Annotated in this window: 8 protein-coding genes; 4 read left to right on the top strand and 4 right to left on the bottom strand. The window is 64.4% G+C overall.

Going from position 1 to position 13,804, the window contains the following annotated elements:
- Positions 1-706 precede the first annotated feature (706 nt).
- The 4 genes from QZM67_RS17450 (at position 707) to QZM67_RS17435 (ending at position 5,888) form a co-directional block, all read left to right on the top strand.
- On the top strand, positions 707-1,306 hold the full coding sequence (locus QZM67_RS17450; protein ID WP_301805214.1) for a fimbrial protein: 600 nt from the start codon (positions 707-709) through the stop codon (positions 1,304-1,306).
- Positions 1,307-1,368: 62 nt separating this feature from the next.
- A complete protein-coding gene (locus QZM67_RS17445) occupies positions 1,369-2,085 on the top strand; it encodes a molecular chaperone (RefSeq protein WP_301805211.1) in 717 nt (238 codons plus the stop codon).
- Between the two features lie 175 nt (positions 2,086-2,260).
- Complete coding sequence (locus QZM67_RS17440; protein WP_301805208.1) at positions 2,261-4,696, top strand: fimbria/pilus outer membrane usher protein; 2,436 nt, start codon at positions 2,261-2,263, stop codon at positions 4,694-4,696.
- 211 nt (positions 4,697-4,907) lie between these two features.
- Entirely contained in the window at positions 4,908-5,888 is a 981-nt protein-coding gene (locus QZM67_RS17435; protein ID WP_301805206.1) for a fimbrial protein, read from the top strand.
- Between the two features lie 172 nt (positions 5,889-6,060).
- On the opposite strand, the gene QZM67_RS17430 is transcribed toward QZM67_RS17435, so the two are convergent.
- From QZM67_RS17430 to QZM67_RS17415, 4 genes are all read right to left on the bottom strand, one after another.
- On the bottom strand, positions 6,061-9,063 hold the full coding sequence (locus tag QZM67_RS17430; RefSeq protein ID WP_301805203.1) for a hybrid sensor histidine kinase/response regulator: 3,003 nt from the start codon (positions 9,061-9,063) through the stop codon (positions 6,061-6,063).
- 81 nt (positions 9,064-9,144) lie between these two features.
- The gene (locus QZM67_RS17425; RefSeq protein ID WP_301805201.1) at positions 9,145-9,804 is read right to left on the bottom strand and encodes a response regulator; all 660 of its coding nucleotides are present in this window, start codon (positions 9,802-9,804) and stop codon (positions 9,145-9,147) included.
- A 332-nt stretch (positions 9,805-10,136) separates the two neighbouring features.
- Positions 10,137-10,325: a hypothetical protein gene (locus tag QZM67_RS17420; protein ID WP_301805361.1), complete on the bottom strand. Its 189-nt coding sequence runs from the start codon at positions 10,323-10,325 to the stop codon at positions 10,137-10,139.
- A 121-nt stretch (positions 10,326-10,446) separates the two neighbouring features.
- Positions 10,447-13,692 carry an ATP-binding protein gene (locus tag QZM67_RS17415; RefSeq protein WP_301805199.1) on the bottom strand — a complete coding sequence of 1,082 codons (3,246 nt, stop codon included), beginning with the start codon at positions 13,690-13,692 and terminating at the stop codon, positions 10,447-10,449.
- Positions 13,693-13,804 lie beyond the last annotated feature (112 nt).

Here is a 13,804-nt window from a genome sequence, read left to right as displayed (position 1 = left end):
CAATTCCATCACCTAAATTCTCCATAATCTTTTTCCGCAAACGATATGACAGTTTAGAAATACACCACTAAAAACAGTTAGCACGAGTACAATTTTTAAATTTAGCCTTCTCGGCTTTTGACGTCCGATAATTAATTCACAGGCAAGATAACGTCGCGCGTCAGGTTTGAGCGCCGAAGAAAACAAGAAATCTCCGCCATATCCGGCACGCCGGCCAACCGGTCGGTCGCGCATCTGAGACGTGCAATCCGCGACGTCGGCGATTATCACGGTCGCACCTGAAGGGCGACATCGGGATTGCCGGGACGCGTACCGCCGGTGAAACCGGGCGATGTCATTCTTTCTGCATGCTGGCCTTTCCGGGGCATTCCATTTCACGATTTCGGAGGGCCCAGAAAATTCAGCAGGCGTTTAATTTAATTTAACAAAAAAATAAAATCACGCAAAAATATTATATTTAATTTCGATATTTTTACAAAACCCCGAAAAATCCACGGCCATCAAAAATTGCACCCCTTCAGCAGACGCGCCTTTTCAGGCCGCGGATACACCCCAAAAAAATTTAGTACTTGTACGAGACTCAAATACGTTCATTTCGTACCAATCCAATTGAGGCAAACCCGACTCAAACGCTACCATTGCCTCAACTCTTGAAAGAGTTAAAGAGTTAATTCCCTTCTCAATCACGTTTTTAACCGGAGTCATCTTGAACTTCAACAAATCCCTCATCGCACTCGCCGCAACCGCCGCATCGTTCGCTTTCACCCACTCCGCCATGGCGGCCGACGGCACCATCAACTTCACCGGCGAAATCATGACGGCGTCGTGCTCGCTCACCGGCGGTGCCGGCGCGAGCGTCGGCGGCTCGAAGGGCAACCAGATCGTCGCGGTCAACCTCGGCAAGGTCAGCGCCGACTCGCTCGGCGGCGCGGCAGGCGGCGGCATCGCGGCAGGCACGCAAATCAACCTGAACGTCGACTGCGGCAGCACCGGCACGGGCCTGAACACCGTCAAGCTGAAGTTCGACCCGCTGTCGGGCTCGGGCCTCGACGGCAAGAACAACAAGCTGCTGAAGACCGCGGGCGACGCGGAAGGCGTCGGCATCGGCCTGTACAACACCAACAACCAGCTCCTGGATCTCGCGGCGAACGAAACGTTCGACGCGCAGCTGGTGAAGGGCGGCACGGATGACGCCCCGGTCTACACGGCTGCGCTGAGCATGCGCGCCGGCTATGTCGCGAACGGCGCAACGATCAAGGCCGGCACGGCGAACGGTACGCTGCCGTTCACGCTGACCTACGAGTAACCCCTCCACGAGCGACGGGACGCAGCTCCGTCCCGTCGCCCCTCACTTCTTTCCGGGTCATCATGAAACGATCACTCATTGCCGCGCTGGTCGCGGCCAGCTCGCTATTGCCTTACTCCGGCGCATCGGTCGCCGGCATCTCGCTCAGCGCGACGCGGGTCGTGTATACGGCGCAAAGCAAGGAAGCGTCGTTGCTCGTCCGGAACCCGTCGGCGGACGACGTGATGATCCAGTCATGGCTGGATACCAACGACACGACAACCGATCCGCCATTCGCGATCACGCCCTCGCTGAGCCGTCTCGCTGCGGAAAAGCAGCAGACCCTGCGCATTTTCTATGCGGGCCAGGGCTTGCCCGCCGATCGCGAGTCCATGTTCTGGCTGAGCGTCCAGGAAATTCCGCAGAAGGCCAAGGACGCCAACACGCTGCAGATCGCGGTACGCCAGCGCATCAAGCTGTTCTATCGGCCGGCCGGTCTCGAAGGAAAACCCGTTGACGCCCCCACGCAACTCCAGTGGCGCTGGCGCGGTACGGACGGCAAGGCCGGGCTCGAGGTAACCAACAACAGCCCGTATTACGTGTCGCTCGCCAAGGCGACGCTCCACGCAGGCGCCCAGTCGCACCCGATCGAAACGGCGACGATTCCGCCGAAGTCGACACTCCGGCTCGTCGTCAAGCAGGTCTCCACGCATTCGCTCGCGTCAGGCGCAACCGTCGATTTCGAGTCGATCAACGACTACGGCGCAGCCGACGCCCATCAGGCGGCAGTCTCGAACTGACCGGCGGCACGAAATGAGTTGGCGCATGACATCTTTCTATTTAATTCGCATTACATAACTTTTAAAGGACGGGCGTTTCTGGATACAGGCCGACGCACGTGATCAAAGCATGGACACCAACGACGAAAAGAAAACCGACTTGCGTGCAGCGGCTTTGCAAGGAACATGCTGTCTGGTGGCCCTCGGAAGTCTGGTCACGCCCGCCATCGCACCGGCGGCGGAATTCAACGAACTGTTCCTCAAGAAGGGCGACGCGCCCGTCGCGCTCAAGTATCTCGAACAGGGCAGCGCCGTTCCACCGGGCATCTACGACGTCGACGTCTCGCTGAACCAGCGGCTGCCGATGCGCAAATCGGTCGCCTTCGCCGCGAACGACGCCGGCGAGATTCACCCCGTGATCACGCTCGGACTGCTCAAGGCGCTCGGCGTCGACGTGACGCGGCTCGTGCGCGAACAAAAAATCGCCGCCGATCTGCCGGACGACACGCCGATCGACCTGCAAGGCCAGATCGACGGCGCATCGGTCGACTTCGACGTCTCCGCGCTGTCGCTCGCCGTGCGCATGCCGCAAGTCTATGTGCCGGGCCACTCGCGCAGCTACGTCGATCCGTCGCAGTGGAACGATGGCGTGACCGCCGCGTTCACCAACTACCAGGCGAGCTTCAGCCACGACGCCGATTCCGGGTACAACAGCAACTACTACTACCTCGGCCTGCGCAGCGGCCTGAACCTCGGCGGCTGGCGGCTGCGCAACGATTCGTCGCTGAACGGGCAGCGCGGTACCGCATCGAAATTCACGTCGAACCGCACGTACGTCGAGCGCGACCTGCGCGGCATTCACGGGACGCTGTCGGCGGGCGAGCTGTTCTCGAACGGCGAGATCTTCGAGAGCGTCCGTTTCCTCGGCGCGCAGGTCAATTCCGACACGGGCATGCTGCCCGACGACGCAGTCGGCTACGCCCCGGTCGTGCGCGGCATCGCGCAGAGCAACGCGGTCGTCGAAGTGCGCCAGAACGGCTACGTGATCTATTCGACGAACGTGACGCCCGGCGCGTTCGAGCTGAAGGACATCTATCCGAGCGGCTCGAACGGCGACCTCGAGGTCACGATTACCGAATCCGACGGCAGCGTGCGCCGCTACACGCAGCCCTATTCGTTCCTGCCCGTGATGATTCGGCGCGGCGCGATGCGCTATGCGTTCGCCGCCGGCCAGTACCGCGGTTACGGCGGCGCGCGCCCGACTTTCGCACAGGGCACGCTGGTATACGGTTTGTCCGACAACTTCACCGGCTACGGCGGCCTGATCGGCGCGCAAAACTACGCGGCGCTCGCACTCGGCGTCGGCTTCAACTCGCGGTTCGGCGGGCTGTCGTTCGACATCACGCACAGCCAGTCGAACGCGCCCGGCCGCAAGGCGAGCGGGCAGAGTTTCCGGTTCCTGTACTCGAAGACGCTGACGGCTACCGACACCACGTTCACGATGGTCGGCTATCGCTATTCGACCGACGGCTACCGCACGCTGGGCCAGCACGTCGACGATCTCGACAGACTGCGCAACGACGGGCTGCGACGCCAGAAGAGCCGCGTCGACCTGAATATCAATCAGTCGCTCGGCCAGCGCGGCTCCGTTTACGCGAGCATCAGCGAGACGAGCTACTGGAACCGCGGCGGCACGAGCCGCAACTACCAGCTCGGCTACAGCGGCGCGCTGAAAAACGTCAGCTACAGCGTCGCGCTCGCACGCACGCAGAACACCGGGCCGTTCGGCAAGGCCGACACGCAGGTCTCGGCGATGATCAGCATACCGTTCGGCAACAGCATGCGCGGGCATCGCGCGTACTCGAACGTCGTCGCGTCGACGCGAGGCGACGTGAGTGCGCAAGCCGGCGTGTCGGGATTCCTGGACGAGCGGAACCGCGCCAACTACTCGGTGCAGACGGACTACCAGAAGGACAACGGCATGTCCGGCGGCGTCGGGCTCGGCTGGGATACGCCGACGGTCAAGCTGGCGACCAACTACAACCAGACCGGCCACGGCCGGCATGTGGATGTCAACGCGACCGGCTCGATCGTCGCGCACAGCGGCGGCATCACGTTCGGTCAGCCGGTCGGCGAGACCTTCTCGATCGTCGAGGTGCCGGGCGTGAAGGGCGCGCGCTTCGATGCGTCGTCGACCGTCAGTACCGACTGGCGCGGCTATGCGGTACTGCCTTACATGCAACCGTATCGCTACAACTGGCTCAACGTCGATACCGAGAGCCTCGGCAGCAATACGGAAATCGTCGAGAACGCCAAGCTGGTCGTGCCGACGCGCGGCGCAATCGTCAAGACGCGCTTCAGCGCCGACACGGGCCGACGCATCCAGTTCGCCGTGTCGACCGCGGACGGCGCCAAGGTCCCGCTCGGCGCGACGGCCTACGGCCAGGACGGCAAGGTGCTCGGCATGGTCGACAACGCGTCGCGCGTGCTCGTGTTCGGCGTGAAGGACCAAGGGCGCCTGTCGATCAAGTGGGGCGACAGCACCTGCGAAGGCGATTACACGCTGCCGCAGCAGAACAAGGCGCTCATGTACGAACGCGTCGAAATGAGCTGCCGCATGGCCGGTCGCTGATATTCATGGCGGCGGGTCGATGCTGTCGGCGAATCGCCACGGCGCCCGTTCCGGCACGCGCGTTCGTTGTGTGGATCAGCCGCGCGCCGAACGCGCGGCGAAATGCGTTCCGACGCCCCATTACAGACACAAAAGAGGATCAGATTCGATGTTTTCCTTCATGCGAATGCTCGGCGGGAACCGGGCATGTCACGTCGTCAGGCACTGCGCCATGCTGCTCGCCGTACTCGCGGCCAGCACGTCGGCCCAGGCTGTTTGCAAGATCAGCAAACGATCTACCGGCGAAGTGCAGACTTCCGTTTACACGGTGAATTTCGGCACGCTGCCCAGCTTCGATCCGACGGTGCGGGACGGATCGGTTCTCGCCAGGGCTGAATCCGCGATGCAGTACGAGGAGACATACATCTCCGGTTGCATCCCCCAGTACGTCGGCCGAATGGAATATTCGGGCGTCGGCCCGATGGATGCCCGCACCAACACCTTCCCGAGCGGTATCGCAGGCATCGGGCTTCGCGTGGGCAAGCTATACGGGGGCAGCGTCACTTGGTGGAATCAACTCATCGATGAAAATAGAGGCGTATCCGGCATCACCTTCTTGCCGAACTACACGTTCGTGGTCGAACTCGTCAAGGTCGGGCCCATCACGGCTGGCGGCACGTTGCGCGGCGATGTCGGCAAGGTATCGCTACTCGATCATGGGCAGGTGCCGATCCTCGTGCGGCTCGGCGGCACGGTCGCGGTCAAGCCGCTGGTGCCGGGTTGCAAGGTGACGACGCCGAAGATCTCCGTTCCGCTCGGCAAGGTCCAGATGTCCACGCTGAACCGCGACGGCCAATCCGCCGACAAGAGCTTCGACATCAACCTGCAATGCTCCGGCGGCACGCAAGGGGCGACAACCCGCATGTTCATCACACTGACGGACGGCACCAACGCGGGCAATCGCAGCACCGTTCTCGGGCTGGCGCCCGGCTCCGCGGCCAAGGGGGTCGGCGTGCAGATCATGAACAAGTCGACACCCGTGTCGCTCGGACCCGATTCGAGCGCAACCGGCAACCCGAATCAGTGGTTTGTCACCGAGACGGGGAACAAGAACGTCACCATCCCGCTGTCCGCCCGCTACGTCGTGAATGGCGCGCCGCTGAAGGCGGGCAACGCCGATGCCGTCGCCACGTTCACGATGAGCTATCAGTAACCGGGAACGCGTCCGGACAAACCGGCGTACCCCCGGGTCCGGTTCGCGTTGTCCGCGCGCCCGCCATCCCGGCGGGCCGCCCGCGTCAAGCCACCCTCGGGTTCGACGGTCAACCAGCCGCCGCGCAATGCGCAGCGGCATCTCGCCGATACCGCCGTCACCACGCGCCGGATTACGCCAACCGTGCCAGCGCCTGCTCGATGCATGCCCGAAACCCGGGCCAGCGCGCGTGAAGCGCGTTCCGGTCGCCGTCGTGCGCGATACGCTCCAGGTCCGCGCACGCGTCGCGAGCCGTCACGTCGCCCGCCAGCGCGAAGCCGCCGCGCATCGAATGCAGTTCGATCCGGACCGGCTCGGCATCCCCGTTCGACAGCGCCTCTTCGATCGCCGCCAGCGAGTGCAGCGTCGCACCGCGCAGCTTTTCGCGCATCTCGTCCGTCATCGCCGGCAGCGACCGGTCATCGGATCCGTCCCGATGCGCACGGGCCGGCGCCCCTCGCATCCCGTGCCGCCGCAGCACCGCGTCGAGTGCCGCGATCGACAACGGCTTGAGCACCACCTCCACCGCGCCCACCTCGGCGCAGCGCCGCCGGTCCTCGTCGGTTGCATGCGCGGTCATCGCGATTACCGGCACGTTCGCACGCTGCTCGCGCAGGAAATTGGCAAGCGCGAACCCGTCGAGCTCCGGCATGCCGAGATCGGTTAGTACCACGTCGAATGGCTGCGCGAAAAACGCGCGCATCGCCTCGATGCCGTTCGCCACCAGCGTCGCGTCGCACTGCAGCGCATCGAGCTGATCCCGCAGCAGCGCGCGGCTCGCCGGATGATCCTCCGCGACGAGCACGCGCAGCAACGCACCGTCAGCCGCCCGCATCGGCTGCGCCGGCACGTCGGCCGGCAGGTCGTCGAACACGACGCGCCATCCGGACGGCGCGTCCGGCAGCGGCAGCGTCGCGACGAACGTCGTGCCCGCGCCCGGCGTGCTGTCGACCGCCAGCGTACCGTGCATCAATCGCACGAGGCGTCCGCATAGCGGCAGCCCCAGCCCCGTGCCACCGAAACGCCGATAGATCGAGGGATCGGTCTGTACATACACGTCGAACAATGTCAGCAGCCCTTCCGGCGGAATGCCGATCCCGGTGTCGCTCACAGCGATCTCGACGCCGCACATGGCGCCCGGCGGGCCTGCCGGGCGCGCGTCGACCGTCACGCTGCCGCGCTCGGTGAATTTGATTGCATTGCCGACCAGATTCGACACGATCTGGCGCAAGCGGGCCGGATCGCCGACGTACCCGTCGGCCATCCCCGGCTCGAGCCGGTATTCGAGCGCGAGCTGCTTCGCGTCGGCGAGCGGGCGAAAGATCGCCGCGACGTCTCGCAGCACGGCGCGCAGGTCAAACGGAATCGCTTCCAGCACCATCTGGTTGGATTCGACCTTCGACAGGTCGAGCACGTCGTTGATCGCGTGCAGCAACGCGTCCGACGACGACATGACCGTCTGCAACCGGCGACGCTCGTCGGCCGGCAACTGCGCACGTGCCATCAGTTCGAGATTGCCGACGATCGCGTTCAGCGGTGTGCGGATTTCATGGCTCATCGTCGCGAGGAACGTCGACTTTGCCTTATTCGCGTCGTCCGCGGCCTCGCGCGCCTCGCGCAGCTTATCTTCCATCCGCTTGCGGGCGGTGATGTCGGTGAGCGTGCAGAGCAGTACGTCGACGCCACGATAGCGGGTCCGGACGATATGCGTGGCGAGATAAGTTCGGCCCGCGCCGGGCAGATCGATCGACAACTCGTGCGCGACTGCCTGTCGCGCGTGCCGGATCTGACCGCTATCGCGATAGATCTGCCAGATCTGCTTACCGATCGACGGGCACATACCGGACACTTCGTAGGTCTGCGCGGCCTCGTTGCGCACCACCGTCTCGCCGTTCGAAAGTGACAACAGCATGAGCCCGGTCGGCGCTGTGCGAATCAGCGCACGGTTGAGGGCCTCGCTCTCGATCAGCCGGATTGCACGACGGTTCGCCGGGCGCAGCGCTCGCCGGTCGAACATGACGATCGCTAACCACATCGTGCCGATGGCAAGTAGCGCAAGCCCGCCTGCAATGACCAGGTGGATGGTCATATCGTCATAAAGACTGCGCCAAGAGAAAGTCGCGGTCATGATTTCGCGAAACCCCGGCATCCGGTCGCCAATGACGATATGCGTGCCGACACGGTGGGCGGCTGCGCGTTCCCCGGTAACCGCACGCGCGTAGTCGAGCGCGCGCGCGGTCGTCGCTGACCCGGCCTGCTGGCCGGTCAGGACATTCGCGTTCGCATCGACCAGTGCATAGTCCTTGCCGGCTGACGAAGAGCGCAGGATATTGTCGATCTCCGGCCGGGTAACGACGACGAACCATGCGATCGGCTTGCCCTTCGGGTCCCGAACTGCCTGCACGAACCGCAGCACGGATCGCCCGAGCAGCGGATCCTGTCGCCTGTCCAAATAAATTCGCTGATTGCCGGGCGCCTCCGCTGCCGATACGAAATCGGCCGGCGGCTGCAATTGCCGAATCAACGCCTTCACATCGAAATCGGCCGGCAAGGTGAGCGTCGGCTTCACAAGCGGATAACCGGTCACGATCACGAATGTGCCGTCCGGGTCGATCAGGTATCCCCCCATCCCCGGATCGCCCGGCTGTTGCGGCGGCAGAATCCCCGTAATCTCTACCTGCTCGAGAGCCGCCGCGAGAAAGGGGGCATAGGCACTCGATGGCCGGGACGACGGATCAACCGCGAACGCGGCCACCGCCACACGCCCCATGTGGCCAAGGACGGTCAATCTGCCGCGACCGTCGGCAAGCCGCTCAAGTGCGTCTGGAGACGCAGTTGGCCCACGCTTGGCCGTCAGCTCGATATTTTCGATGTAGCGGTTCTGCAGCGCCTTGACGACTTCCATCTCCGCCAGCAAATCGGCCTCGCGGACCAAAAACTCCGAACGGAATCGCGCAACCGACTCCTGCAGGTCGAGCCGTATGACGAGCGCCACGCAGACCAGCACGAACCCTGTGATCGCAACCCCACCCCCGTACAGCAGCCATTGCTGCTGGCGCCGAATCCGCCCCGGCTCGAACGGCTTTCGGCCTGCTGCGGTGGCATGCGCGATCAATGTTTTCAGTTTGGTGGGCATACGTGTCGTCGAAGTCGACTCGGCGCCGGCACGGCATGATGCGCTGTTCGGTTCACCCGGTATGGCCTGCCGACCGCTCGCCTACGCATCGGCTTCGGGAAATTCAGGCAACTGGCCCTCGCTCGCATAGCGGATCAGGTCGGCATCGCGGACGATACCGAGCTTCTTCATCGCGCTCGATTTCTGTGAACTGATCGTCTGCTTGCTGCGATGCAGCTGGACGGCGATCTCGCCGACCGTCAGGCCGGCCCCGTAAAGCCGCACGACTTCGATCTCGCGGGCCGTCAAAGTGCGGGTCCCTGCCGACGGTTGACAACTCTCTAACAGCTTCCTGACGAACGGAGACAGATAATTTGCACCGACGAAGGCCGCATGAACCGCGCCGACCAGATGCGAAATCGCGTCGGACTTGCTCAGGATGCACCCGACACCCTGCTTCTGGATCGCGAGCAACACGTTCGGGTTGTCGATCATCGTGATCGTCACGAGGCGAAGCGCAGGATAGCGACGCTGCAGGAACGACAGCAACGCAAGGCCGTCGCCGTACTTGCCGACGGGCATCACATAATCGACGACGAGCACGTCGCTCTGCTGCTCGTCGAGCATTGCCACCAGGTCGGTCGAATTCGAGACAGTACCAAGAAGCTTGATCGTGCTACTGCCCGCGAGTGCCTGCGACATCCCGAGCGCGGACGATGGATGATCGTCCGCTACAATCACTCGCACAAAAAATTCATCCATCTCTATTATTCTCCCGATACACGCAGCCCGACGTGCGATGTTCTGTGCGATGCGCCAGGATTCGAAGCCATCTCGCAACACGGCTGCGTTGCTGTGCTCAGGGAACCAGGCGGTGCGCAGCGCAATATTAAGATAATAAGCGAACTCTACGGCGACGCAATCGGACGTGATCCCCTGCGCCCGCTGCGATCCGGCGCAACCGCCGTCTCGCCAGTCGATGCAGCCGACATGACGTCGCGACCCGAACCCTCGGTAGTCCGCGGCGCGCGCACGTCCGATCGGCGACGCCCCCGACGCCGTCGCCCCGTCCCGCAGGCGGCCAAAGCCGCTGCCTAACGCTTGACCACGGACTTGTCCGGCTCAGTTGCCCCGTCATCCGCGGCGTGCTGCCACTCGGTGACGGCCTGCCGCTTCTGCGACGGCGACATGATCATGAATTCGTTCAGTTTCATCAGAAAATCCCGTCTGGACTTCTCCGGCAACTTCGCGAATCCAAGCAGCAGCCCAAACACCTTTCCCATATAGCGCACGGCCTCATCCTTCCTTCTTCAGTCGTAATCACGCGACACCGAAGCGATGCGGCGTGTCTGCCTTCCCTGTTCTGACGCAGGCGATCTATGCCGCTGCGGCGTCGCTTTCCTTTTATCGTCCGGACCAATGTGCCGCCGCAGCCGCCGGGGCACCCGACGCCGGCCGCGCGTCCGCCGCACCCGCGGGAAACGCGACCCCGCGCCGCCGCGCGATGCGTGCGAGCCCCCGGCGCAGGTCGGCCAGCATCACCGGCTTCGTCAGCACGCATTCGACGTTCGATGCCGCGTAACGCCGGGAGTCGTCGGGCGCCAGATGCGATGCCACGACGATCATGTCGCACGGCAGTGCACGCAGATGGACGGCTTCCGCCAGTTCACGGATCGACATGTCGGGCAGGTCGGCGCCGAGCAGCAGCACATCCCACGCGCCGGTCGCGAGCGTGTCGAGTGCGGCACCGCCGGACGACACGCATCGAACCATGCAGCCGAGCACATCCAGCTGCTCGCGGAAGATCGAGCCGTTGACGGACGCATCGTCGGCGACCAGCACTCGCGCACTGAAAGCCGCTTCAGCTCGATCGTCATCGACTTCACCGGGCGGCCGGCTTCGCGGTACGACGACCGCAACGCGCGCCTGCTCGATCGCAGTGTGCGGCCCGTTCAGCGAATAGCTCGACACGCGGATCGTGTGGCCCGCGACGTCGGGCTGCGCGACCAGCACGCGCGGCACACACGCACTGAAAGCCGCTTTAGCTCGATCGTCATCGACTTCGCCGGCCGGCTGGCTTCGTGGTAAGACGACTGCAACGCGCGCTTGCTCGATCGCCGTGCGCAGCCCGTTCAGCGAATAGCTCGACACGCGGATCGTGTGGCCCGCGACGTCGGGCTGCAGCGGGCCGTCCGGTGTAGCCAGCACGACCGGCACGCCGCCGCCAAGACTGTCGAGCTCCTCACGCCGCCAGAGATCGGAATCGCCGAAGAGCACGATCGCGTGTGCACGCGCGAGGCACCCGGCGGCAATCCCGATCGGACTCGGATGCATCGCGACGTCGAAACCCCATGCACGCAGATGCGGAAATGCGAACGTGCGCCACGCGTCCTCCGGCGACACGACGATCAGCGTGCGGTCTGCGCCCGCACCGACCGGGGACTTCGGCGCAATCCCCATGCGCAGCGGCAAGCGCACGGTGAACAGGCTGCCGATGCGCGGCGTGCTGTCGACCGAAATCGTCCCGCCCATCGCCGCGACCAGCCGATCGCACAGTGCGAGCCCGAGCCCCGTGCCGCCGTAGCGCCGCGTGATCGATGCGTCGACCTGCGAGAACGGCTTGAACAGCCTGGCCTGCTGCGCGAGCTCGATCCCGATGCCGGTATCCTCGATGCCGATCGCGAGCTCGGGCGCGCCGCGCGCATTCCGCCCGACCGCCACGCGCGCGACGATGCGCCCGTCGCTCGTGAACTTGATCGCGTTGCTCAACAGGTTGCCGACCACCTGCGCGAGCCGTGTCGGATCGCCGCGCATCCGCTGTCCGCCGCTTGCGTCGATATCGGCGAACAGCGGCAACCCTTTCGCCTTTGCAACCGGCGCGAATGCCGCGAGCTCGCGCTCGATCACCGCGATCACGTCGAACTCGATCGACTCGACCGACATCGCCCCGGCTTCGATCTTCGAGAAATCGAGGATGTCGCTGACGATCGTGAGCAGCCCTTCAGCCGATGCGCGCAGCGTCTGCACGCGACTCTGCTGCGATGCATCGAGCGCCGTGCGTTCGAGCAGCTCGAGGTTGCCGAGGATCACGTTCAGCGGCGTGCGAATTTCGTGGCTCGTCGCGGCCAGGAACGACGATTTCGCCGCATTCGCCGAATCGGCCGCGCGCACCGCCTCCTCCAGTTTCTGCACGAGCCGGCGCTTCGCCGTGACGTCGGCGATCGCGGCGATCAACACGTCCTTGCCCTGGTAGCGCGCGCCGCGCGCGAACACTTCGAGATGGACGGGCGCCATGCCATCGCCGTCGAGCACGAGGTCGGTCTGCATCGTCTTGCCGGCGCCGCCGTTCGCGACGAACGCGTCATGCTTCGCAAGCAGTTGCCCCGACAGCGCGTGGTGATCGCCGTCGTGCGACGGGATCATCCGCGTCAGCGTATCGCTCGCGAGCATCATGCGGCGATCGGACAGCGATACGAGGCCGATGCCGACCGGCGCCATCCCGATCACGTTGCGACACAGATCCTCGCTGTCGAACACGCGCGCCGAGCGCGCATAGACCGGCACCAGCACGCGACGGTTAAATCGCACGAGCAGCAGCCACATCACGGCGATCGCGAGCAGCGTCGCCGCCAGCAGCGCGCCGGCCTGCATGCCGATACCGGCCGCCATGTCGCTCCACGACAGCGCATAGGCAATCGTCCAGCCCGTCGACGCAAGCCGCGTGCGAAACACGATCGCGCCGTCGCGAAACATCGGTTCGCCCGCCGCAGCAGGCCCGTGCGCGACGTCCAGCTCCAGCAGGCGCGCGTCGAGCGCGGGCGTGCGCTCGACGCGCGGATCGATCGCGATCAGCCGTTTGTCCGCGCTCGCGATGAAGAACACGCCGCCCTGCGCGCGGCCGGGCAGCCACGACAACAGGTACTCGGGCGCGTACTCGGTGACCAGCACCGCGAACGGCTGGCCGCCGGCGCGCGCTTCGGCGGCAATCCGGATCCGGACCTGCCCCGTCACGGGATTCACGTAAGGCGGCAGCCACAGGACATGCGGCTGGCTATTGTTCGCGTCGAGCGACACGGCCGGAAAATCGATGTGCAGCGCGGCCATCACCTGCGCGCGCGCCTCCGGCGTCGCGAGCGCGGGGTTGTCGCGCGACAGGTGCGGCACGAAGCCGAACAGCCCCGTGCGCGTGCTGTAGTGGTAGCCCTCGAGCATGCGCCCTCGGTTCATCGAGCTCGCTGCGCAAATGCGCGACAGCATGAACGACAGCGCGAGATAGCGCGCCACCTCGTCGCGCTGCGCCGTCTGCCCCGGCACGCCGACCACAAGCGACGGATACGGCGTGATCGCGAGCTGCTGGCCGTTGTCGAAAAAACCGTTCACGACGTCGGCCGGCGCTTCGCCGGTCTCGCGCCAGATCAGTTGCGTATTCGAGACGCCGTTGCGGAACGACGTCTCGCTCACCTGAATCTCGTCGACCGCTTCCTCGACCCCGTTCAGAAAATTGCGCCGCTCGCCATCCAGGTAGCCGTAGACGATCGACGTGATCCCGAGCCCGCAGGCGATCAGGATCAGGATCGTGACGACGATGCCGCCCCCGAACATCGAGATGCTCTGGTAGCGGCGAATGGACTGAAGCGTGCTGTATGGCATGGCTCGGCGTGACGGCGCCCGGAGCACGGACTTGCGGCAGATTCCCTGCCGGACCGCACGTCACGATGAAAACATTCGGGATAGTGATTTCCCGATCATGCCAAACGACACT

The organism is Burkholderia sp. AU45251 (assembly GCF_030482905.1).
Taxonomy (GTDB): Bacteria; Pseudomonadota; Gammaproteobacteria; order Burkholderiales; family Burkholderiaceae; genus Burkholderia; species Burkholderia aenigmatica.
This window is presented reverse-complemented; position numbering and strand designations above follow the sequence as displayed.

What these genes read in the sequence shown, in the direction of transcription:
- QZM67_RS17420 (WP_301805361.1), bottom strand. Translation starts at nt 10,325, where the DNA reads ATGGGAAAGGTGTTTGGGCTGCTGCTTGGATTCGCGAAGTTGCCGGAG.
- QZM67_RS17415 (WP_301805199.1), bottom strand. Translation starts at nt 13,692, where the DNA reads ATGCCATACAGCACGCTTCAGTCCATTCGCCGCTACCAGAGCATCTCG.
- QZM67_RS17435 (WP_301805206.1), top strand. Translation starts at nt 4,908, where the DNA reads ATGCTGCTCGCCGTACTCGCGGCCAGCACGTCGGCCCAGGCTGTTTGC.
- QZM67_RS17445 (WP_301805211.1), top strand. Translation starts at nt 1,369, where the DNA reads ATGAAACGATCACTCATTGCCGCGCTGGTCGCGGCCAGCTCGCTATTG.
- QZM67_RS17425 (WP_301805201.1), bottom strand. Translation starts at nt 9,804, where the DNA reads ATGGATGAATTTTTTGTGCGAGTGATTGTAGCGGACGATCATCCATCG.
- QZM67_RS17430 (WP_301805203.1), bottom strand. Translation starts at nt 9,063, where the DNA reads ATGCCCACCAAACTGAAAACATTGATCGCGCATGCCACCGCAGCAGGC.